This window comes from Thiomonas sp. FB-6 (assembly GCF_000377645.1).
Classification (GTDB): domain Bacteria; phylum Pseudomonadota; class Gammaproteobacteria; order Burkholderiales; family Burkholderiaceae_C; genus Thiomonas_A.
Genome location: NZ_KB898472.1, coordinates 174,222 through 196,149 on the forward strand (window position 1 = coordinate 174,222; position 21,928 = coordinate 196,149).

21 protein-coding genes and 1 pseudogene are annotated in these 21,928 nt (G+C 67.7%); 12 read left to right on the forward strand and 10 right to left on the reverse strand.

Annotated features, from left to right (window positions below):
- Window position 1 precedes the first annotated feature (1 nt).
- The 3 genes from D466_RS0104590 to D466_RS0104600 all read right to left on the reverse strand — a co-directional run bounded on the left by D466_RS0104590 (window position 2) and on the right by D466_RS0104600 (window position 5,998).
- Window positions 2-3,157, reverse strand: coding sequence for a CusA/CzcA family heavy metal efflux RND transporter (locus tag D466_RS0104590; protein ID WP_026284881.1), 3,156 nt, complete (start codon window positions 3,155-3,157; stop codon window positions 2-4).
- On the reverse strand, window positions 3,150-4,508 hold the full coding sequence (locus D466_RS0104595; protein ID WP_231385657.1) for an efflux RND transporter periplasmic adaptor subunit: 1,359 nt from the start codon (window positions 4,506-4,508) through the stop codon (window positions 3,150-3,152). Before D466_RS0104595 ends, D466_RS0104590 begins: the two co-directional genes overlap by 8 nt.
- A gap of 179 nt (window positions 4,509-4,687) precedes the next feature.
- The gene (locus tag D466_RS0104600; protein WP_026284882.1) at window positions 4,688-5,998 is read right to left on the reverse strand and encodes a TolC family protein; all 1,311 of its coding nucleotides are present in this window, start codon (window positions 5,996-5,998) and stop codon (window positions 4,688-4,690) included.
- Between the two features lie 312 nt (window positions 5,999-6,310).
- Here D466_RS0104600 and D466_RS23815 point away from each other — a divergent pair, with 312 nt between their 5' ends.
- Window positions 6,311-6,478 (forward strand): hypothetical protein, encoded by a 168-nt coding sequence (locus D466_RS23815; protein ID WP_018912536.1) that lies wholly within the window; start codon window positions 6,311-6,313, stop codon window positions 6,476-6,478.
- A 275-nt stretch (window positions 6,479-6,753) separates the two neighbouring features.
- Here D466_RS23815 and merR read toward each other — a convergent pair whose 3' ends face one another.
- Window positions 6,754-7,170 carry an Hg(II)-responsive transcriptional regulator gene (gene merR, locus D466_RS0104610; RefSeq protein WP_026284883.1) on the reverse strand — a complete coding sequence of 139 codons (417 nt, stop codon included), beginning with the start codon at window positions 7,168-7,170 and terminating at the stop codon, window positions 6,754-6,756.
- 88 nt (window positions 7,171-7,258) lie between these two features.
- Between merR and D466_RS20545 the strand changes: the two genes are divergently transcribed.
- The 10 genes and pseudogenes from D466_RS20545 (at window position 7,259) to D466_RS0104660 (ending at window position 15,397) form a co-directional block, all read left to right on the forward strand.
- Entirely contained in the window at window positions 7,259-7,834 is a 576-nt protein-coding gene (locus tag D466_RS20545; RefSeq protein WP_018912538.1) for a redoxin domain-containing protein, read from the forward strand.
- Complete coding sequence (locus tag D466_RS0104620; RefSeq protein ID WP_026284884.1) at window positions 7,831-8,352, forward strand: hypothetical protein; 522 nt, start codon at window positions 7,831-7,833, stop codon at window positions 8,350-8,352. Before D466_RS20545 ends, D466_RS0104620 begins: the two co-directional genes overlap by 4 nt.
- Window positions 8,353-8,447: 95 nt before the next feature.
- Window positions 8,448-9,866, forward strand: a pseudogene (merA, locus tag D466_RS20550) (mercury(II) reductase); the annotation flags it as partial.
- Window positions 9,867-10,086: 220 nt separating this feature from the next.
- Window positions 10,087-10,755: a metalloregulator ArsR/SmtB family transcription factor gene (locus D466_RS0104630; RefSeq protein WP_018912541.1), complete on the forward strand. Its 669-nt coding sequence runs from the start codon at window positions 10,087-10,089 to the stop codon at window positions 10,753-10,755.
- Window positions 10,756-10,770: 15 nt separating this feature from the next.
- Window positions 10,771-11,121, forward strand: coding sequence for a DsrE/DsrF/TusD sulfur relay family protein (locus D466_RS0104635; protein WP_018912542.1), 351 nt, complete (start codon window positions 10,771-10,773; stop codon window positions 11,119-11,121).
- Window positions 11,122-11,148: 27 nt separating this feature from the next.
- Window positions 11,149-11,880, forward strand: coding sequence for an MBL fold metallo-hydrolase (locus tag D466_RS0104640; protein WP_018912543.1), 732 nt, complete (start codon window positions 11,149-11,151; stop codon window positions 11,878-11,880).
- Window positions 11,877-13,205 (forward strand): MFS transporter, encoded by a 1,329-nt coding sequence (locus tag D466_RS0104645; protein ID WP_018912544.1) that lies wholly within the window; start codon window positions 11,877-11,879, stop codon window positions 13,203-13,205. Before D466_RS0104640 ends, D466_RS0104645 begins: the two co-directional genes overlap by 4 nt.
- A complete protein-coding gene (locus D466_RS0104650; RefSeq protein ID WP_018912545.1) occupies window positions 13,202-14,329 on the forward strand; it encodes a YeeE/YedE family protein in 1,128 nt (375 codons plus the stop codon). The genes D466_RS0104645 and D466_RS0104650 overlap by 4 nt, the downstream gene beginning before the upstream one ends.
- Window positions 14,317-14,877 carry a hypothetical protein gene (locus D466_RS0104655; protein WP_369759393.1) on the forward strand — a complete coding sequence of 187 codons (561 nt, stop codon included), beginning with the start codon at window positions 14,317-14,319 and terminating at the stop codon, window positions 14,875-14,877. Before D466_RS0104650 ends, D466_RS0104655 begins: the two co-directional genes overlap by 13 nt.
- 79 nt (window positions 14,878-14,956) lie before the next feature.
- On the forward strand, window positions 14,957-15,397 hold the full coding sequence (locus D466_RS0104660) for a TlpA disulfide reductase family protein (protein WP_018912547.1): 441 nt from the start codon (window positions 14,957-14,959) through the stop codon (window positions 15,395-15,397).
- 66 nt (window positions 15,398-15,463) lie between these two features.
- Here D466_RS0104660 and D466_RS24395 read toward each other — a convergent pair whose 3' ends face one another.
- Window positions 15,464-15,805: a multicopper oxidase domain-containing protein gene (locus D466_RS24395; RefSeq protein ID WP_196803421.1), complete on the reverse strand. Its 342-nt coding sequence runs from the start codon at window positions 15,803-15,805 to the stop codon at window positions 15,464-15,466.
- Between the two features lie 88 nt (window positions 15,806-15,893).
- Here D466_RS24395 and D466_RS24400 point away from each other — a divergent pair, with 88 nt between their 5' ends.
- Complete coding sequence (locus D466_RS24400) at window positions 15,894-16,058, forward strand: hypothetical protein (RefSeq protein WP_018912549.1); 165 nt, start codon at window positions 15,894-15,896, stop codon at window positions 16,056-16,058.
- A gap of 7 nt (window positions 16,059-16,065) precedes the next feature.
- On the opposite strand, the gene D466_RS0104675 is transcribed toward D466_RS24400, so the two are convergent.
- From D466_RS0104675 to D466_RS0104695, 5 genes are all read right to left on the reverse strand, one after another.
- The gene (locus tag D466_RS0104675) at window positions 16,066-17,208 is read right to left on the reverse strand and encodes a copper resistance protein B (RefSeq protein WP_018912550.1); all 1,143 of its coding nucleotides are present in this window, start codon (window positions 17,206-17,208) and stop codon (window positions 16,066-16,068) included.
- A gap of 10 nt (window positions 17,209-17,218) precedes the next feature.
- A complete protein-coding gene (locus tag D466_RS0104680) occupies window positions 17,219-18,949 on the reverse strand; it encodes a copper resistance system multicopper oxidase (protein ID WP_018912551.1) in 1,731 nt (576 codons plus the stop codon).
- A 177-nt stretch (window positions 18,950-19,126) separates the two neighbouring features.
- On the reverse strand, window positions 19,127-20,698 hold the full coding sequence (locus D466_RS20555; RefSeq protein WP_018912552.1) for a cytochrome c biogenesis protein CcdA: 1,572 nt from the start codon (window positions 20,696-20,698) through the stop codon (window positions 19,127-19,129).
- 8 nt (window positions 20,699-20,706) lie between these two features.
- Window positions 20,707-21,216, reverse strand: a complete 510-nt coding sequence (locus D466_RS0104690) for a TlpA disulfide reductase family protein (protein ID WP_026284886.1) — start codon at window positions 21,214-21,216, stop codon at window positions 20,707-20,709.
- Window positions 21,217-21,334: 118 nt separating this feature from the next.
- Window positions 21,335-21,718 (reverse strand): hypothetical protein, encoded by a 384-nt coding sequence (locus tag D466_RS0104695; protein ID WP_018912554.1) that lies wholly within the window; start codon window positions 21,716-21,718, stop codon window positions 21,335-21,337.
- Between the last annotated feature and the right edge of the window lie 210 nt (window positions 21,719-21,928).

A 21,928-nucleotide genomic window follows, 5' to 3' on the forward strand; every position in this document is an offset into this window, starting at 1 on the left:
ATCAGCTCCAGTTTGGCTTCGACGAAATATCGGGCGAGGCTTGCCCGCCTCCCAGGGCCAGGCGCCGCTTCTGCCACAGGGCGTAGACCGCCGGGATCAGGAGCAAGGCCAGCAAGGCGGCCGTCAGCATGCCACCCACCATCGGTGCGGCGATACGTTTCATCACGTCGGCGCCGGCGCCCTGGCTGAACATGATGGGCAGCAGGCCTCCGACCACCATGGTCAAGGTCATCGCCATCGGGCGCAAGCGCAGCAGCGTTCCCTCGACCACGGCCTGCTTCAGGTCATCCCAGGTGTTGAGCGTGTCATGGATCCTGCGCCGCGCCAGCGCGGCGTCCAGGTACAGCAGCATGACCACGCCGAACTCGGAGGCCACTCCGGCGGTCGCGATGAAGCCCACGCCCACCGCGACCGACAGCTTGTATCCCAACCAGTCGACGTACCAGACCCCCCCCACCAAGGACAGCGGCAAGGTCAACAGGATGATGGCGACTTCGGTGAGATTCTTGAAATTGAAATACAGCAGCAGCGCGATCAGGCCGATCACGCTCGGCACCAGGATCTTCAGGCGTTGCACGGCCTGCTGCAAGGCCTGGTACTGTCCGACCCAGTCCATCGTGAATCCAGGCGGCATGCGCACCCCTTGCGCCAAGGCCGATTTGGCCTTGGCCACATAACCGCTGATGCTGGTACCGGGCGTCAGGTCGATGTAGACCCATGCATTCAACTGACTGTTGTCGCTGGTCAGCATAGGCGGCCCACCCTCGATGCGCAGCGTGGCGACCTGCGCCAGGGGAATCTGCGCCCCCTGAGGCGTCGCCACACGGCTGGCCATCAGCGCGGACAGAGACTGCCGCAGATCACGCGGATAGCGCAGGCTGATCGGAAAACGCTCCAGGCCGTTTACTGCGGTGCTCAACATCCGGCCGCCGATGGCGGTCTCGACCAGCCGATTCACGTCGGCCACCGAAAGCCCATAGCGCGCAGCCGCGCGCCGGTCGGTATCGACCACGATGTAGCGTCCGCCCGTGGCTCGGGCGGCGTACGCGTTCTGGGTTCCGGGAACCTTCTGAAGCACCGCCTGGATTTCCTGGCCGAGTCGGTTGAGCGTGGCGAGATCCCCCCCCGTGACCTTGATGCCCAGCGGTGTCTGCAACCCCGTGGTCAGCATGTCCACCTGGCCTTTGATCGGCTGGGTCCAGGTGTTGGACACGCCGGGTATGCGCAGGGCCCGGTTCATCTCCTCGATCAGCATCGAGGTCGTCATCCCCGCAGGCCACTTGCTGCGGTCCTCGAGGTTGACCACCGACATGAACATCGAGATCGGCGTCGGATCGGTGGCCGTCTGGGCCCGCCCCGCCTTGCCGAACACGCTGCGCACTTCCGGGAAGCTCTTGATGATGCGATCCGTCTGCTGCAGGATGGCGGCCGATTGTCCGATGGAAATCGACGGATCCTGCGCCACCGGCATGTACAGCAGGGTGCCTTCATTCAACGGAGGCATGAACTCCGAGCCGAGATGTTTCCAGGGGAAATACAGGCTTGCCACGGCGACCAGGCTCAGGCCGATGACGAGCCACGGCGCCCGCAGCACGCCATGGATCAGCGGGCGATACAGCCAGGTGAGCAGTCGGTTCAGGGGGTTCGCGCCCTCCGGACGGATGTTTCCGCGGATGAACCAAGCCATCAGCAGCGGCACCAGGGTGATCGAGAGGATGGCCGCAGCGGCCATGGCGTAGGTCTTGGTGAACGCCAGCGGACTGAACAGCTTGCCCTGCTCGCCGCCGAGGGCGAATACCGGAAGGAACGACACCGCGATGATGAGCAAGGAGAAGAACAACGCGGGGCCTACCTCCGAGGCCGCTACCCGCGCCTTCATCCAGGGATCGGCACCGGGTTCGTGCTCCATGTGCTTGTGCATGTTCTCGATCATCACGATCGCGGCATCCGTCATGGCACCGATGGCGATGGCGATGCCTCCCAGCGACATGATGTTGGCCGGGATGCCTTGTGCCCACATCACGACAAAGGCTGCCAGGATGCCCAACGGAAGCGAAACGATCGCGACCAGAGCGGAGCGCGCTCGCATGAGGAAGAGCAGGGACACCAGCGCGACGATCAGCGACTCTTCCAGCAGTTTCTCGGTCAGCGTGTGGATGGCACGCTGGATCAGCGGGGCCTGGCTGTAGGTGGTGACGATCTTCACCCCCGGCGGCAACGAAGCCTGCAAGGTCCGGATCTTGTCCTCCACCCTGCGGATGATGGCATCGGCGTTGGAGCCCTGGTTCATCATCACGATGCCGCCGACGACTGCGCCTTGGCCGTCGAGGTCGGCGGCGCTGTTGGGTAACTCGGGGGCGAACTCGACGCGCGCGACGTCCTTGAGCGTCACGGGCACGCCATCGCGCGCGGCCAGCGGCGCGTTCTCCAGATCGTCCAGCGAGTGTACGTAACCGGTCGTGCGCACCATGTAGCTGGCTTCCCCCAGATCGACGACCGATCCGCTGGTCTCGCCGTTGGCAGCGCGTATCGCATCCTCGACCTGCGGCAAGGTCAGGCCGTAGGCCAGCAGGGCCTGCGGGTCGACCACTACCCGGAATTCCTTGACCATACCTCCGACCGTTGCGACCTCGGCGACCCCCGGAATCCCCTGCAACTGGTACTTGAGGAACCAGTTCTGCAAGGTCGTGAGTTGGCTCAGGTCGCGTGTACCGCCCGTATCGGTCAAGGCGTACATGTAGATCCAGTCCACCCCGGAACTGTCGGGCCCGAGCGCCGGAGTGACGCCTGGTGGAAGCCTCGATTGCACCTGGCTGAGGTACTGCAGCACCAGGTTGCGTGCCTGGTAGATGTTGGTGCCATCCTGGAAGATGACGTAGACGAAGGAGTCGCCGAACATCGAATAGCCGCGCACCGCACGCGCGCCGGGAACCGACTGCAGGGTCGTCTCCAGGGGATAGGTCACCTGGTCCTGCACCACTTGCGGCGCCTGTCCGGGGTACGAGGTCTTGATGATGACTTGCGTGGGGGAGATGTCGGGAATGGCCTCCAAGGGCGTGTTGCGGACCGCCAGCATGCCTGCGGCCAGCAGCATCAGTGCGCCCATCACCGTAAGGGCGCGGTTCTCGAAGCACCACTCCATGAGGCGCCTAATCATGAGAGGCCCCGGTCGCAGTCATGTGCATGCCAGCCATCGAGCCCGCACCTGCCGGGGCCAGAGAGGGCTGTGCCACGGCAGGGTCTTGTGCTCGCCCAGGTATCGGCGTGCCGGGCTTAGTGCCTCCCGGGGGCGCAGCGTCGAGGCTCGTGTTGCCGCCCAGCATGCGCGCTTTCACCGATTGAAATTGCGATTCGGAGTACAGCAAAAACTGAGCGCTTTCCACCACCCTGTCGCCCGCCCGCAAGCCCCTGGCGATGGCCACCCAGCCGTCCGCCTGCGGCCCCAGCGCGACCTGGACCGGAAGGAAATGGCCCTGCCCTTGCGCCAGCATCACGTAGTCGCCCTCTTGGGTGCGCAGTACAGCACTGCTCGGCACGGCTAGCGCCGACTGCGCATGCCCCAGCACGGTAGCGTCGGCATACATGCCTGGACGCAGCTCGCCGTCGCTGTTGGCAAAGCTCAGGCGCGCGGTGACGGTACGCGTGCGCGGATCCAGGGTCGGGTAGAGAAAGCTCAGGCGGCCGCTCCAGGTCCTGCCGGGATAGGCCTGAAGCTCCAGGCGGACCGCGTCGCCGACCCGCACCCAGGGCAGCTGGTAGTCGTACAAGGCCACGTTGACCCAGATGCGCTGCAGGTTGGCGATCTCGAACAGTTCGGCCTGCGGCGAGACATAGCCGCCCTGCCGAATGCGGAGCGCCGTTACCACGCCGCTCCGCGGAGCCAGCACGGGAATCTCGCGCAGGGGCTTGCCCGTGCGCTCCAGGGTCGTCAATGCCGCCCCGGGCATGCCCAGCAGGCGAAGTCTTTCCCGCGCCGCCGCCAGGATCTGCTCGCCGCCTTGCGTGCCTTGCCCCCTCAGCGCGATCAGGTCGTCTTGCTGGGCGCTGTACAGCTCGGGAGAGTAGATCTCGGCGAGCACCTGACCGCGCCTGACGAGGTCCCCCTCCGCCCGAACCCGCAGGCGCACGACCCAACCCGCGAAGCGCGCGGTCACCGCATCGACCCGGTTCTGGTCCTGTGCCACGGTTCCCACCGTGTGCATGGCCTGCCCCATCGTTCGCATCTGCGCGGCGACCAGTCGCACTCCCAGGTTCTGCGCCTGGCGCGCATCGATACGCAGCCCGTCATCGTGCGCCCCGGAGGGCGCCTGGGCGTACACCGGGACGTAGTCCATGCCCATGTTGTCCTTCATGGGATGATCCGAATGAATCGCTGGATTCATGGGGCTCGCCCAATACAGCACCCTGCGCTGCGCGGGCGCGGGCGTGGCGGCACCGGCATAGACCGGAACGTAGTCCATCCCCATGTTGTCCTTCATCGGGTGATCCGAGTGAATGGACGAGTTCATGGGGCTGGCCCAATACAGGACGCGGCGCTCGGCGGGTGCCGACGCTGGGGACTTGTCCGCCGTGGCTACGACAGCCGCTCGAGGCGCCTTGGGTGCCGGAGTAAGCCAGCGGGTGAGGCCTGCGCCGGCGCCCGCACCGGCAAGCAGCAGCCCCAACGCGAATCCAAGCGTTCGCCGCATCATGGTTGTCCCTCCTGGGGGGCTTGTGTCAGGTAATCGAGTTCGGCCTGCGTCGCCAGAAGGTCGCGACGGTCCTGCAGCACCTGGATTTGCGTGGTGAAGACGGCCTGCTGAGCCTTGAGCACGTCGCCGAGGCTGCCCTGCCCGCTCGCGTAGGCCGACAGGGTCGCACGCTGCGCTTGGCGCGCCAGCGGCAGCATCCGAGTGGTCTCGCGCGACCACTTGTCGCGCAGGCTGCGCCAGCGCGCTTGGGCATCTCGCATTTGCCGCACCAGGGCCAGGCGCTGATCCTGCTCGGCGAAACGTGCTTCCAATTCCCGCGCGCCCGCCACATCCACCTCGTCGTCAATCCGGCGTCCAGCAAACAGCGGAACGTTGAAGGACACGCCCACCGAAACAAAATTGGGCGATCCGGGCATGAAGCTCTTGCCATAGGAAGCGCCCACGGTGAAGGAAGGCTCATAGGCCTTCCTGGCCAGGCGCACGGCAATCGCGTTGGCATGCACCTTGGCTCGGGCCTGCTGCAGCAGCGGCTGCGAGGCCAGCCCCGCCTGCGGATCAGCGGGAGGCGCGGACAAGTCGGGCCAATGGCCGTCGATGTCCGGCGCACGTTCCACGCCGAGGAGCTGCGCGATGCGCGCGAGCTGGGCACTCTCGTCTGCGCGCAGAACATCGAGGTCGTTACGCAGTTCCTCGAGCGCGAGCTTGGCGCGCAACACGTCGCTCTGAGGGATCCTGGCCGAACGATACGAAGCCAGGGAGGCTTGCTCGCTCTGCGCGGCCAGACCCTGCTGCTCGCGCACGATCGTCGCGGCTTTGCGCGTGTACACCGCGGCAAGCCACGCGCGGCGAAGCGCAAGCGCAAGCACGGCACGCTGGGCCGCACGCCCATAGCGTTGCTCGGAGGCTTGGGCTTGCAGGCTTCGGCCTTGCAGCGCCAGCTTGCCGAAGGCCGGAAACTCCTGGCTGACCCCCACGCTCAACATCGTCGTGGCTTGCTGGGTCAGGGAGAAATTATTGGTCGGAAGGTTGCTGGCATCCAGAGACACCTTGGGATCCGGCAGTCGGGTCGCCGCGTCGGCCTGTCGCTGCAGGGCGCGGATGCGCTGTTCGGCCCCAGCAAGAGCGGGGTTGCCCGCCATCAAACGCGTCTCGGCGGCGGTGAGCGTGAGCGGTGCTGCTCGAGCTGGGGCGCTCGTGATGGCGAGCAGGAGCAGGCAGCCCACGAGCGGGCGGAAAGTGGCTTGCGCGGTGCGCGCGAGCAGCGAATGTCGTGCTCGCGCACGACAGCGAAGTGAAATCAGGGACATGGGGATCCTCTTCGGCCAATGAGGCGTTGCGCTGCAAGCCATGCAGGCGCAACAGCATCCAGCATGGCGCCCGCGGGTACCGCGAGCGCCTACTGCCGAAAGGATCAGACTTGCAAACGAGCCGCTAGAAAGGCAGGTTGGATGGACCGCCTGGTCGTGTCACGTACGCGACTCCAGGTCCGGGGCGTCGCAACCGCAGTAAGCGGCAGCACCACGCGCGGCACGCTGCTTAGGAAACGCGGAATGCGCGCCTGAATTTGTCGACTCGGAATCGACGCGCTCAGCGCTGCGCACATCGGCAGACACGCCGACATGGTGGCCGAGCGTGTGGCCCCATGCTTCGTCATGTGCAGCGCGGTCGTCGCCATGGACGCCATGCCGGGCATGGCTTCGCAGCACGAAGCCTGGTGGGCCGACGGCCCCGCCATCGCCAGTTGCATCCACGGCAAAAAAAACAATGCGCAGGCAAACGCCCAGTAGCGGGAGTAGGCTCGCAGTGCGCGCATGGAGGTCCGGGAAACTAGGGCGAATAGACTTTCCGGCATCCTAAACGCTTGCGATGCGTTGTCAAGACGGACGGTCGCCCGATGAGCGTGCGCGGTTTGCTCGCCCGCAACGAACACGATGTGTGGCGTGCAGATGGCCCCGCGTCAGCCGGCCCCGCGTCAGCCGTGGCGATGATGGACGCCGCGGAACACGATCGGGCGCTCGCGTTCCCGTGAGGCCGACTCGCCATGGCGCGACATGCGGAAGGCTCAGGCCTCCACCTGTTGCTGCAGGCTGCCGATCAGCGGACAGGAGACCTTGCCCCGGCGTGTGTCGCACGCCTGGATCAGCGCTGCCAGCGCCGATTCCATGCGTTGCAAATCCCGCAGACGAGCACGCACATCGGCGAGCCGATCCGAGGCCAGCGTGGCGGCTTCGCGGCAGTGCGTTCCATCGTCGAGCCGCAACAACTGCTCGACATCGTCCAGGCTGAAGCCCAAGCGCTGCGCCGCCTTGATGAAGCGAACGCGCGCCACGGCCGCGGGACCGTAGCGCCGGATTCCGCTGGCGGGTCGGCCCGGCGTGGGCAGCAAGCCCTTGAGCTGATAAAAGCGGATCGTTTCCACGTGAACCCCGGCAGCCTTGGCGAGTGCACCGATGCTGAGCCTTTCTAGCGGTTGTTCCATGGCGCTTGACTCCGTAGTTGACTACGGGAATAAGGTAGCACCTGTTGCACCTATGGCGCAGTGTCGTCCCGGCAAGGAGTCTTCACCCATGGTCTCTTCTCCCATCTTGCGCAAGATCGCCCAATCCTGCCTCACCGCATCGATCCTTCTGGCGGGCAGCACGCTTGCGGCCATGGCCGGCGCCCCGCCCACGGCACGATCCACGCCGCCCGTGGCCACGCTCGACGGGCTCGCACCGAACGCGCCCTTCACAACCATGGGCGGCAAGGTGCAGCACCTGGACGCCTACAAGGGACATCCCTTCATCGTGTGGCAGGTCACGACGTGGTGCCCGAGTTGCGCCGCGGGGCTGCGCACCTTTGCCGAGCACCAGGCGCAGATCGACCGCTCGGACCTGACGGTGCTGGTGCTGCGCGACTACAAGAACGGTGGCTATCCGGGTCCGGGCATGCGCGACTTCGCTCGGTCGACGGCCCCTGCCTTGTTGAAGGACCCGCACTTCGTATTCGGGCAGGACAGCCAGGCACTGTTCGAGCGCTACAACCCCCACAAGTTCGTCGACATCTATCAGGTCATCGCAGCCGATGGCCAGATACGCCTGGTGTCCTCGGCGCCGTCGGCGACCTTCGACAAGATCGAAGCCTTCATCCAGCCCAGGCCATGAACATGTCCTGGCCTTCATCGGTGGACACGCTGCGGCACGCCCTGGGGCTGGCTCTTGCGTCCGGCCGCGCCCGGATCGGGACGATTTCGTTGTTCCTGGCCGCACTCGTTTTCTATGCCATGCTGCTGCCCGCCACCAGCACGGGCGGAACGCTTGGTCTCGTCTCGCTGCGCTTTCTGAGCCTCGGCGAGCTCCTCATCGCCTTGGCCCTGTCTGCGCTGCTGTCGCTGACCGTGTCGCTGGGCGTGCACGGACTGAGGCAGGGGCGGCGGGTCAACCCCACGGGCACGATGCTCGGAGCGGCCCTCGCCCTGGCGCCTTCGCTGCTGTGCTGCACACCCGCCATTCCGCTGGCCATCACCGCGATCGCCTCGCTGCTGCCCGCAGCCGGACATTTCGGGGTGCCCATCCAGGGATGGATCGCCACGCATGAGGGCACTCTCTACGCGATGGCGATCGCCGCGATGGCCTGGGGACTGCTCGGCAGCGCTCGCAGGGTTCTGTCCTGCGCCTGCTGACCGTCTCCGGACCCTCGACCCAGTGGGCCGAGAGGCCGATTCCTGAGCGTCCCGAACCCATCTCCCCCATGTCGAACTGCGCGCATTGCATCCCTGATGACTCAAGTGGTCCGGGCTCCGCCCCGCACGTAGCGGTCATTGGCAGCGGCGGCGCTGCGATGGCGGCGGCGCTGAAGGCCGTCGAGCGCGGCGCACGGGTGACGCTGATCGAGCGCGGCACCCTCGGCGGCACCTGCGTCAATATCGGCTGCGTTCCGTCGAAGATCATGATCCGCGCCGCGCACATCGCCCACCTACGCCGCGAGAGCCCGTTCGACGACGGCATTCCGGCGACGACACCCGTGATCCTGCGAGAGCGCCTGCTCGCCCAGCAACAAGTTCTCGTCGAGACGCTGCGCAAGACCAAGTACCAAGACGTTCTGGACGCTCAATCGGCCATCACCGCGGTGCGTGGCGAGGCCCGCTTCCATGACGCGCTCACGCTGGCGGTACGACTCCACGACGGAAGCGAGCGCGTCATCCCATTCGACCGCTGCCTGATCGCCACCGGAGCGAGCGCCGCGGTGCCCCCGATCCCCGGGCTCGAGGGCACGCCGTACTGGACGTCGACCGAGGCGCTGGTGAGCGCCACCATCCCCGGGCGCCTCGCCGTCATCGGCTCTTCGGTGGCGGCCGTGGAATTGGCCCAAGCCTTCGCCCGTCTCGGCGCCCGGGTCACCATCCTGGCGCGCAACACCCTGCTCTCGCGGGAAGATCCGGCCATTGGCGAAGCACTCACAACGGCGTTTCGCGCCGAGGGCATCGAGGTCCTGGAATACACACAGGCGAGCCACGTCGCGCACGTGGACGACGAGTTCGTGTTGACGACCCCTCACGGCGGGCTGCGGGTCGATCGACTGCTGGTGGCCACCGGCCGCACCCCGAATACGCGTGGGCTGCGGCTCGAAGCGGCCGGGATCAAGGTGGATCCGCAAGGGGCTATCCAGATCAACCCGGGCATGCACACCAGCGCCCCGCACATCTACGCCGCGGGCGACTGCACCACGCAACCGCAATTCGTCTACGTGGCGGCAGCTGCGGGCTCGCGCGCCGCCATCAACATGACCGGAGGCAACACCGAGCTCGACCTCAGCGCAATGCCTGCCGTGGTGTTCACCGATCCGCAGGTCGCGACCGTAGGCTTGAGCGAGCAGGCGGCGGAACAAGTCGGTCTGCGCACCGACAGTCGCACCCTCACGCTGGACAACGTGCCGCGCGCTTGCGCCGACTTCGACACCCGCGGCTTCATCAAGCTGGTCATCGAGCAGGGCAGCGAGCGTCTGCTCGGCGTGCAGGCGGTCGCCCCGCAGGCCGGCGAGCTGATCCAGACAGCGGCGCTGGCAATTCGTGCTCGCATGACGGCGCAGGACCTGGCCGACCAACTCTTCCCCTACTTGACCATGGTCGAGGGGCTCAAGCTCGCCGCGCAGACTTTCCGCAGGGACATCAAGCAACTGTCGTGCTGCGCCGCTTGAATTGCTACTACGGAGACGGACCGTCCTGCCTAGCCGAAGCCCCGGTTCGAGCAGCAGCAGCTCGAGCACCTTGCGTGCTTCGTGGTCAGAACTTTCCTGGTCCCTGACGGCGATCGATCGCAACGACCGGGACCTCGGTGGAGCAGGCCAGCGCCAGCCTCCATAATACTCGGGAAAGTACCAGTCCGGAGTTCATTCGCGGCTTCGTTAGAATGTTCTCATGAAAGCCCGAGAAATCAAGAACCATCTGTACGCTCAGGTTGCGCGTATCGGAGCAGCGTTATCCAGTCCCAAGCGCCTGGAACTGCTGGAGCTTCTGGCGCAGGGCGAGAAGTCGGTCGAAGCCCTGGCGCAAGGGGCTGACATCGACGTCAAGCTGGCCAGCGCACACCTGCGCGTGCTGCGCGATGCGCAATTGGTGGAAGCCAGGCGCGATGGCAAGAACCGGATCCACCGACTCAGCGGCCCCGATGTGTCGGACTTGTGGGTGAGCCTGCGCGAGCTGGCCGAGTCGCACCTGGCCGAGCTGCAGCTTGCGATGGCCCGCCTGGTCGCCGAGCCCGAGCGGCTCACTCCGGAGAGCGCGCAGTCGTTGTTGGACAAGGTGCGCTCCGGCGACGTGGTGCTGCTCGACGTTCGCCCCGCGGCCGAGTTTCGTGCCGCGCACATCCCCGGCGCGCGCTCGGTTCCGCTGGAGGAATTGCAGACGCGAATTCGAGAACTGCCCCGCGACAAGGACATCGTTGCCTATTGCCGCGGCCCGTTCTGCCTGATGTCGGAGTTTGCCGTCGCCCTGCTGAAGCGCCAGGGCTTTCGAGCTCGCAAATCCATGGATGGAGTGCCCGAGTGGCGTGCTGCCGGAATGTCCGTGGAGTGCGCGGCGGCCTGAACCCGGGAGACCAGCATGGCAGACGTCTTGTTCATTCTCAACGAAGCCCCATACGGCAGCGAGCGAACCTACAACGCGCTGCGCCTTGCCGTCACGTTGTCGGCGCAGCCGGAGCATCGCGTGCGCCTTTTCCTCATGGGCGACGCCGTGCTGTCAGCCAAGGCCGGACAGAAGGTTCCCACTGGCTACTACAACGTCCAGACCATGCTCCACAAAGTCACGCAGCGAGGCGATGTCGCCTTGTGCGGCACCTGCCTGGATGCCCGCGGGCTCCGGGACGAAGAGCTCCTGGCGGATTGCAGGCGCTCGACCATGGTTGAACTCGGACGCTGGACAGGCGAAGCCGAGAAGGTCCTGGTGTTCTGAACCATCCCACAGGGTCGAGTCCCCATCATGTTCTTCAAACAACTTCCTACCCGTGACGCCAGCCTGTCCTACCTGTTCGGCTGCGCCGGCCTCGGCAAGGCCGTCGCCGTCGACGTGGTCGCCGGCGACGAGGACTGGTTCGTCGAGCAGGCGCGGCAGGCCGGGGCCCGGATCACCCATGTGATCGACAGCCACGTGCACGCCGACCACCTCAGCGGCGGCAGGAGCCTGGCTCGCAGGGTGGACGCGCCCTACTGCCTACACGAGGCGGCGCGCGAGTTCGTGCACTTCGACTTCGAGGCCCTGCACGACCAGCAGATCCTCGACGTCGGCAACGTCAGCGTACGGGTGCTGCACACGCCCGGCCACACGCCCGACAGCATGTGCCTGCTGGTCACCGACAAGCGGCGCGGCGACGCGCCATGGTTCGTGCTCACCGGCGACACGCTGTTCGTCGGCGCCGTCGGCCGCCCGGACCTGGCAGGGCGCGAGCGCGAGATGGCGGGCAGCCTGTACGACTCGCTGCACGAGCGGCTGCTGAAGCTGCCCGCCGAGCTGGAGATCTACCCCGGCCATCAGGCTGGCAGCGCCTGCGGCGCCGGGCTGTCGGGCAAGCCGGCGTCGACCCTGGCCTTCGAGAAACGCTTCAACCCGCTACTCGGGCTGGCGCGCGAGGCCTTCGTCGAGCAGCTGTGCGCCGAGATCCCGCCGCGCCCGGCCGACATGGAGCGCATCGTCCTGGCGAACGTCTCACCATGAACGTGCAGGTCCCGCCGACCCCGTCGCACCACGACGCCCACCTGCAGGGCATTCGCGTCAACCTGCCGCAGTTCGTCTGGCAGGCGGTGCAGGTGTTTTTGGTCGGGCTGCTCATCGGCATGGAACGCACCGCGCTGCCGGTGCTCGCGTCGCGCGATTTCGGCGTGCCCAAGAGCTCCTTCCTGTACCTGCTGTCCTTCGTCATCTCCTTCGGACTGGTCAAGGGGGCGCTGAACTTCGTCGCCGGGCGGCTGTCCGAGCGCATCGGGCGCAAGACCGTGCTCGTACTGGGATGGGTGGCCGCGATTCCCATCCCGCTGCTGATCTTTTTCGCGCAGTCGTGGTGGTGGATCGTCGCCGCCAACCTGTTCCTGGGCGTCAACCAGGGCTTCGCGTGGAGCATGACCGTCACCAGCAAGGTGGACATCACGCGCGCCGAGCAGCGGGGACTGGCCACCGGCATCAACGAGTTCGCCGGCTACGCAGCGGTCGGCCTGGCGGGCCTGGCCACCGCGTGGCTGGCCCAGCGGGTTGGAACGCGCGAGGCCTTGCTCGGCTTCGCCAGCATGGTGATCGCCATCGCGTTGCTGACCGCGCTGCTGTTCGTGCGCGAGACCCTGCCGTGGGCGCGCGCCGAGCGCCATCGCCACGCCAGCGGCACCCACGCGGGCCCGCGGCCGCGCTTCGCCGACGGCCTGCCCGAGCACCCCACTTCGCGCCAGGTGTTCGCCTACGTGTCCTTCGGACACCCCACCTTCTCGGCACTGTGCCAGGCCGGCGTCGCCAACAAGGTCGCCGACACCCTGCTGTGGGTGCTGTTCCCGCTGTACCTGCACGGCCACGGGCTGGGCCTGGTGCAGGTCGGCTGGGTCACCGGGGTGTACGGGCTGAGCTGGGGCGCCTCGCAGTTGTGGACCGGTCCGCTGTCGGACCGCGTCGGGCGCAAGCGCCCGGTGGTGGCCGGGCTGTGGCTGCTCGCCGCCGGCGTGGCCGGCGCCGTGCTGGTGCGCGGCTTCGCGGCCTGGCTGGCCAGTGCCGTGGTCATGGGGGTGGGCATGGCCCTGCTCTACCCCAACCTGATCGCCGCGGTGGCCGACATCGCCCACCCGAGCTGGCGCAGCTCGGCGCTGGGCACCTACCGCTACTGGCGTGACACCGGCTACGCCATCGGCGCGCTGGTGCTCGGGCTGGTCGCGCAGGCGCGCGGCGCCGTCGAGCCGGCCTTCTGGGTCAGCGCGGCGTGGCTGCTGGCCTCCGGTGCCTGGGTGCTGCTGCGCGCGCAGGAAACCCACCCTGGCCACCCGCCGAAGGAACCACGCCCTTGAACTCGATCGCGCAACTGCTCGCGGGCGGCTTCCTCGTCTCGCTGGTGCTCGGCGGCGCTGCGCAGGCATCGCAGTTCTGTCCACAGGGAGGACTGCGGGAGGCCGTGCTGGAGGGACGACCGCAGCGTCTGGCCGCCTACTTCGCCGCGACCGGCTTCGCGCTGCTCGCCGTGGCGGGCCTGCAATGGCTGCTGCAGCAGGGTCTGCAGCCCTCGCACCCACCGTATCGGTCGCAGCAGTTCCCCTGGGGGCGCTACGCGCTCGGTGGCTTGCTCTTCGGCTCGGGCATTGTGCTGGCGCGGGGCTGCCCTCTGCGCACGCTCGTGCTCAGCGCGCAAGGCAGCGTACAGGCCCTGCTGTCCCTGGGGGCGATGAGCGTCGCCGCCTTCGCGATGACCAGCAGCTTCGTGTTCAACGACTGGATCGCCCCGTGGATCGTTCGGCTCAACCTCGACCTGGGCCGCTGGGGGTGGCGGAGCCAGGGGCTCGATGCGCTGCTGGGCCTGCACGGCTGGCAGGCCCGCGCGCTGCTCGGCCTTGCCCTGGGCGCGCTGGTGCTGGTGCTGGCCGCGCGCGCATCGGCAGGCGAGTGGCGCCGCCTGCGATGGGCCGGCTCGGCACTGATCGGCTTGACGGTGGCTGCCGGCTACTGGCTGACCGCCGGCCCGATCGGGGCGCGCGCGGCGACCGACGCTGCCTTCATGAGCCAGCCTCCGGACGGCATGGGCGTGCAGTCCTTCAGCTTCGCCGGCCCCTTGAGCGATCTGGCGCATTTCGCCATGCATGCGCACGCGCAGACCTTCACCTTCGGCGTGGTGCTGGTTCTCGGGACCTTCCTCGGCGCGGCGATATCCGCCGTCGTGCGCCGGGAATTGCGCATGCAACTGCCCCGAGCCCCGCGCGAGCTGGCGCTGCGTCTGCTGGGCGCCATGATGACCGGAGCCGGCGCGGTGCTCGGCCTGGGCTGTACGGTTGGCCATGGGCTGAGCGGACTGGCCGTGCTGTCGATGGGCTCGGCGCTCGGGCTGGCATGCATCTTCCTGGGCGCCATGGGCACGGTCTGGATCGAGTCGCGCCTTGGCGCCAAGGCCCCGGTCGGGCTTCGTACGGAATGGGAGAGTTGAGCGTGCTGCGCCGCATCTTGCTGATGAATGTGATGGTCTTTGCGTACTGGCAAGCCGCTGAAGCGGCAACCGCGACCAGCGGCCCGCCGATCTGGCAGAGCCAGGGGGCCCGGTTCAGCGTGCAGCTGACGCCGCTGAACGCCGAGCAGGCGCAGGCCTTCTTCGAGAACATGGGATACCCGCAGGGTTCCGTGCGCGAAGTCGCAGCAGTGTGCGTGTTCGGCACGACCATCCGCAATTCCGCCGGAATGCCCGTGCGCTACGACGTCGGCCGTTGGCGGGCGGTCACGGCGGATGGCAAGCGACACCGCCTGATCACCAAGACCGATTGGCTGGCGCGCTGGAAGGCTTTCGGCCTGCAGGCCGACTGGTCGATCCTGCCGCCGCGCCAGACCCTGCAACCCGGGGACTGGGGGCAGGGTTTCACCACAGTGGACCTTCCGGCCGGAACCCGATTCAACCTGAACTACGAGTGGACCCAAGATGCAATCGAACACCTTGCCAGCGTGCGCGGCGTCCAATGCGCGCCCCGCGCCCTACGCCCTTGACGGACTCAGGCGCCTGAGCGCGGGCGCCCTGTTCGCACTCGCCTGCGCGAGCGCCCCATCACGAGCCGCGCAGCCGTTGATGAGCCTGGTGAGCCCACCGCGTCCGGCCCCGGGCTTCACCTTGCAGGACATCGACGGCAAGACCCACAGCCTTGCCGAATACCGCGGCAAGGTCGTGCTGGTGAACTTCTGGGCCACCTGGTGCCCGCCGTGTCGCGCCGAGATGCCCTCGATCGAAAGGCTCTACGCGTCGATGAAGGGCAAGCCCTTCGTGGTGCTCGCGCTGGACCAGGGCGAAAGCGTCGACAGCGTGTTCGCGTTCATGGGGCAACTGTCGCCCTCGCCCACCTTCCCGGTGCTGCTCGACAGCAAGAGCCACGCTGCCCATGCCTTCGGCGTCATGGGGATCCCGTCGACCTACCTCATCGACCAGCAGGGGCGTATCGTCGCCCAGGCCATCGGAGGGCGCGACTACGACTCGGCGACCATGCGCACGCTGCTGGATCGCCTGATGAAGTGAACCATCGGGTCCGTCGCCGGGCCCATCGCCCGGGCAGTGTGCCGCCCGGCATCGAGCCCGCCGCGCTCAATCGACGATGAAGCGCCCGATCATGCCCCGCTGCATGTGCCCGGGCATGGTGCAGGCGAAAGGCACCGTGCCGGGCTTTCCGAAGCGCCAGATCAACTCGCCCTGCCCCTGCGGCGCCACGGCCACCATGTTGGGCTCCTGTCCGTTGGGCATGTCGGGCATCGCGGCCATCATCTTCGCGTGCTCCTCGAGCTCGGACTGGATGCCGATGGTGAGTTCATGGCGCGTCCTGCCCTGGTTGACGACGACGATGCGCACCGTCTCGCCCGGCTTGACGTGGACCACGTCAGGTGTGAAACGCATCTTGTCGTCGGCCAGGATGCGGATCGTCTGGCTCACGGCGGAAGCCGTGCCCGGTCCGCCCACGCTCGCCGGGTTCCCGGGGTCCGCGGGTTTCGGCATCGTCTGCCCCTGAGGCATCGAGGCCATGCCCGGCATGGAGGCCATTCCCGGCATCGAGCCCATGCCCGGCATCGAGGCCATCGGCGTCGGGGCGGGTGCGGACCAGGCGCTCGCGCAGAGACCGCCAAGGGCCAGGGTCGCCAGAACATTCTTGATCTTGAACATGCAGTGCATCCAGAAGGTGGGTTGAAGGAACATCAGAACCAGAAATGCACGCCGGCGACCACGTCGGTCGTGTCGCGGCGCTCGCCCGCTGCCTGGGCGAAGTCACCGGTGCGCCCGAAGCGTCCGCTCCACTCCACACCGATGTAGGGCGAGAACTGACGCGAGATGTCGTAGCGCAGGCGTAGCCCGGCGGTGGCATCGGACAGGCCGCTGCCGATGCCGAGCGCCGGGTCGTCCTTGCCGTAGACGTTGAGCTCGATCTGCGGCTGCAGTACCACGCGCTGGGTCAGCAGCAGTTCGTAGCTGGCGCTCAGGCGCAAGGCACTGCGCCCCTGGTCGCCCAGGTAGCCGGTGGCCCCGACGTTGAACCAGTACGGCGCCAGGCCTTGCACGCCGAAGGCCAGCCAGTTGCGATCGGGCCCGCCGCCGTTGTCGTGGCGCACGCCGAGCTGCGAGTCCCAATAGGCCGCGATGGCGTGGCCCCACAGCAGCTCGGTGCGCGCATCCTGCAGGCGCCCCTGCGAAGCCTGCCCCTCGGCCTTGAGCACCACGCGATTGAAATCGCGCCCGTACCAGGCCTGCACGTCATAGGTGGTCCAGTTGCCGGAATCGTGGCTGTAGGCGCGCTCCAGACGGTCCACCAGCACGGAGCCGAAACTCTCCTGGTTGGCCAGGCGCGGCGGCTTCACGCCGGCCGGGATGTACGGGCCCGTCGTCAGCGTGTAGCCGCCCGAATCGGCGTTCGCCGTACGTGGGCTCGTGCCTGCGGCAGCCGAAGCCGGTCCCGCAGGCATCGACATGCCCGGCATATTCATTCCGGGCATGGCCTTCGCCGACGCAGGCGCACCTGCCGAGCCGCCGGAGCCGGCCGGCGCCTGCTTCGCGGGCATGTCCATGCCTTGCATGCCCTGCATTCCTGCCATGGACCTCGCAGCTGCCGACGCGGGGGCAGCAGGTGCCGCCGGGCTGGCCGCGGGCATCGACATGCCCGGCATGCTCATGCCGGCCATGTCGATGCCCGGGGCAGACGCGGGCGTGGCCTGCTTCGCGGCGGCGGGGCTGGCCGGCATGTCCATGCCCTGCATGTCCATCGCCTGCGCCGACACCGGAATCACGGCCGCGATGGCTGCCGCAAGGATGCCCGTGTGGATCGTCGTCTCGATCGTCTTGTGCATGTTCGTTTCCTCAGGCCACCAGGATTTCGCGGAACATTCCCGCATCCATGTGCATCATCATGTGGCAGTGCCAGGCCCAGCGCCCCACGGCGTCGGCCGTGACGCGGTAGCTGATCTGCTGCGCCGGCTGCACCGGTACCGTGTGCTTGCGCACCAGGAACCGCCCCTTCGCGTCCTCGACCTCGCTCCACATGCCGTGCATGTGCATCGGGTGGGTCATCATGGTGTCGTTGACCAGCGTGACGCGCAGGCGCTCGCCGTGGTGGAACAGGATCGGCGCGGAGTCGCCGAAGGTCACCCCGTCGATGGACCAGACATAGCGCTCCATGTTGCCGGTGAGGTGGAACTCCAGCGTGCGCCCGGGCTCGCGCGCATCGAGCGGGCCGCCGATGGTGTGCAGATCGGCCAGGGTCAACACGCGCCGGCCGTTGCCGCGAAGGCCCACTCCGGGGTCGTCCAGGTTGGTGCGCGGGCTGTCGACGCGGGCGTCCACGCCGGGACCGTACTCGGTGGGCGCGTGGCGCGCAGCCGGCGACGACCCCATGTCCATCCCCGACATCCCCGACATCCCCGACATGCCCGACATCGACCCCATGCCCATGTCCAGCATGGTCAGGTTCTGGCGCGGGTCCATCGGCGGAACCGGTGCGCTCAGCCCCGGCCGCGCCGCCAGCGTGCCGCGCGCGTAGCCGGTGCGGTCCATGCTCTGCGCAAAGATCGTGTAGGCATCGTCGGTCGGGCGCACCAGCACGTCGTAGGTCTCGCCAGGGCCGAAGCGGAACTCGTCCACCGTCGCCGGCTCGACCTCCTGGCCGTCGGTGGACACCACGGTGAGCTTCAAGCCCGGGATGCGCACGTCGTAGAAGGTGTTGCCGGCACCGTTGATGAAGCGCAGGCGCGCGACCTTGCCTGGGTTGACCTGAGCCGTCCAGTTGCCGGCCGGCGTGGTGCCATTGGCCAGGTAGGTCAGCGTGGCGCCCGAGATGTCCGCCAGGTCGCCCCAGCTCATGCGCATTTGCTGCCACATGGCGCGCTTGTCCAGCGCCGCGCGCAGGCCGTTGCGCTTGACGTCCTCGAAGAAATCCACCGCCGTGGGCTCGTGGTAGTTGTCGAAACCGCTGTCGGCCTTGAGCTTCGCCAGCACGCGCATCGGATCCTCGTCCATCCAGTCCGACAGCAGCACCACGTGGTCGCTGTCCGACTGCACGCGACTGCCCTGGGCCGGATCGATGACGATCGCACCATACAGCCCGGTCTGCTCCTGCATGCCGGCGTGCGAGTGATACCAGAAGGTTCCCGACTGCTGGACCTTGAACCGGTAGACGAAGGTCTGCCCGGGAGCGATGCCGGTGAAGCTCAAGCCCGGCACGCCGTCCATCTGATAGGGCAGGATCATGCCGTGCCAGTGGATCGACGTCATGCGGGCCATGCGGTTGGTGACGCGAATGGTCACCGTGTCGCCTTCGCGCCAGCGCAGCGTGGGCCCGGGCAACGAGCCGTTGACGGTGGTGGCCATGCGCGCGTGCCCGGTGAAGTTCACCGGGGTCTCGGCGATCACCAGGTCGAATTCGGTGCCGCGAAGCTCCGGGGCGCTGCCGCTGTGCGTGAGCGCGGGGCGCCCCTGCGCACGAGCAGCCAGCGTGGGCAGGCCGAACAGCACGCCGCCGGCGGCCAGGCCCTGGACGAAGCGGCGCCGGGCGATTCCAGCCCCACGGAGCGCATCTGGGAATGAGCGTTGCATGGATTCCTCGATTTTTGAAGGAATTCGCCGCGCGGCAAGGTCTTGCCACGCGGACCGTTGTGGAGCGGACGCTGTCCACCCCGAGCAACGCATGCTAAAAACACCATACTTTCCGGAGCATGACCGACAGATGACAGTTTTGTCATCTGCGGCGTCCCGGATGTCATGCCGCTCGGATCAACTCGACGGAGGTCTTGCCACGAAGATCGCCGGCGGCAGGCACAAGCCCGAATCCTTGCAGGCCTGCACCCGCACCCGCACCTGCACAGCGCGCAAGTCGGTCAGCCCTGGCAGGTCGATCATTGTCCCGTTCTCGTAGACCAGGATGGTTTGCCCTTCGATGCGCATGCCGATGTTCTGGCCCGGCGGATAGCGCGGAGTGATCGGCAGCGCACGCCCCGCACGAAAGACGGTCACGCTGGCCGGGATCAGGTACGGCGTAGAGGGCGGGTTGGAGTACACGTGCCATCCTCGCGCGATGTCGAGCGTCACCAGCGCCCCGGCCGGCGTCGAGGTCACGCGGGCGCCCACCTCGTCCGCCGAGTCGCGCGGCGCCCCGGCGTAGGTGGACACGATCGAGGTGGGCAGTTCGTGCAGGCGGCCGATCAACGCGCCGCTGGTGAACAGGCCGGAGAAATGGCCGACCTCCCGGCCCCGGCTGTCGAGCACCGCCAGGAACGGCAGCCCTGCTCCGCCATAACGCGTGAGCAGTTGCTGCAACGCGGGGTCCGGACGGGTCAGGTCGGCCTGAAACGCGACCGCGCCGGATTCACGCACCGCCTTCAACACCGCGGGGTCGCGGTAGACCGTGCGTTCCATGACCCGGCAGTTCAGGCACCATGCCGCGGTGAACTCGACCAGCGCCGGCCGGTGCAGCGCGGAGAGCTGCGCAACGGCGTCGGCGCGAAGCGGTTGCCACGGCATGCCCTTCCCCGCCACGGGCCAGACCCCTGAGCCGAAGTAGGCGAGCACCAGCGCCGGCACCGCCGCGAGCGCCGCCGCCCACCGGCTGCGCCGGTCGCGGGTACGCGTCGCGACGAACAGGACCCACACCGCCAGCGCGGCGAGCCAGAGCAGCCACAGCGCATTGGCCAGCCAGCCCGGCAGCAGGCTTTGCACGAAGAACAGCGCCGCCGCGAGCAGCAGCCAGCCGAAGCTGTGCCGAACCACCTCGGTCCATGCACCGGCCCGCGGCAGGCGCTGCAACCATGAAGGGCGAAGCAGCAGCAGCACGTACGGCAGGGCCATGCCCAGGCCGATAGCGACGAACAGGGTGACGATGTCGAGCGTGGGCCGGGTCAGCGCGAACACCAGCACGCCGCCCAGCAGCGGTCCGGTGCACGGAGTCGACAGGATGCCCCCGGCCATGCCCGATGCGAAGGGCTCGAAATAGCGTGTGCCTCCCAGCTGTGCCAGCCCGCCGGGGATCGGTAGCGAGCGCCCGCTGAAGCTGGCCGCCGCGAGCAGGACAAGCATCAGCACCAGCCCCGCCAGCACCCAGCGTGACTGGAACAGCACGCCCCATTGCAGGTGCGCGAGCGCGGTGAGCAGCCCGAGAGCCGCGAAAAACGAAACCGAGCCCAGGGTGAACAAGACCGCCGACAGGGCCCGCGAACCGGCCGCGTCGCCCGCCTCGCGCAGGATGGTGCGCACCTTGATGGGAACCGCCGGAAGTACGCACGGCGTGAGGTTGAGCAGCGCACCGGCAGCCATCGCCAGCCCGGCCTCGATCCAGAAGGAAGTGTTCATCGTCATGCTCACGCCGGGCGCGCCAGTTCGTCGCGGATCAGGGCATCGAGCGTGGCGAAATCCGGACGGCCGAGAATGCGCTTGACCACGTGGCCCTGCTTATCCACCAGGAAGGTCGTGGGAGTCATGCGTACGTCGTAGAACGCCTTCGCCACCTGACCGCTTTTGTCCAATGCGACCTGGAAGGGCAGATGCCTCGTGCTGCTGTAGTCTGCTACGTAGTGGGCGGGGTCGTAGCTCATCGCCACGGCAATGAATTCGAACTCCTTGCCGCGAAAGCGTTGGTAGGTCTGGATCATCTGCGGCATCTCCGCGATGCACGTGGCGCAGCTCGTGGCCCAGAAATCCACCACGTAGACCTTGCCGCGCAGTTGGCGCGTACTCAGCGTACGCCCCGAAAGCAGCGAGAACGTCGCGCGCGGGGCACGCGGGCTGTCGGTCAGGAAGAAGTAGGACGCTGCCGCAGCCATGGCCACCACCATGGCGGCGGCAGCCGCCCAGCGAATTGGGACACGCATGGAAACACCTCCATCGGTTGTCGTCCGGGAGCCAGCGGGCGTGGAGCCCCCGGAGTCCCTGGTCGTCGGCAATCGGGATGGGCACAAGGGCCCAACGCCGTGTTCGGGAAACGCCGATTCAGGCCCTGGGGGGACGGTAGAGTGTGTCGATGCGCACCGCCGGTAGCCAACGTACCGCGCGTGGGCGCAAGCTCCCGCGCCGCCTCGGGAAGCGCAGAGCCATCGGAGCGGGCGCCGCGGCCAGCGTGAGGGCGCAGGTTCCGTGGCACGCGTGCTGCGCCACGTCATGCGCGGCGACCATCGAAGCGTGAGGGCCCACGCGGGTGATGGCCTGGAACCGCACAGGCTGCGCGATGCGTGGCGCGAACACCGCCGCGCCCCGCACGACGCTCGCCCGCGGACAGGCCTGTCCGGCCATGGCAGCCCCCGCGAGCGCGCCGCCGCCACTCGTCGACACGGCGACGAGCACGAGGGCCAGCAGGAAGTCACGCAGCAGCTTCATGGGATCTAGGCGAGCGACAATCGCATTCTATCCAGGCCCGGCGCGGCAACGAAGGCCCCGTGACCCCGTTGCACGGTTGCACCTTGGAATCGTCGTGCACGGTGTGCAGCCCCTCGGGACCGGAACTCTCGGGTCGGCGGCTGGTCAGTTCGATACGCCATTGGCGCAGTTCATCGCGCAAGGCCTCCACCTCGCAACGCAGGGCGTGCC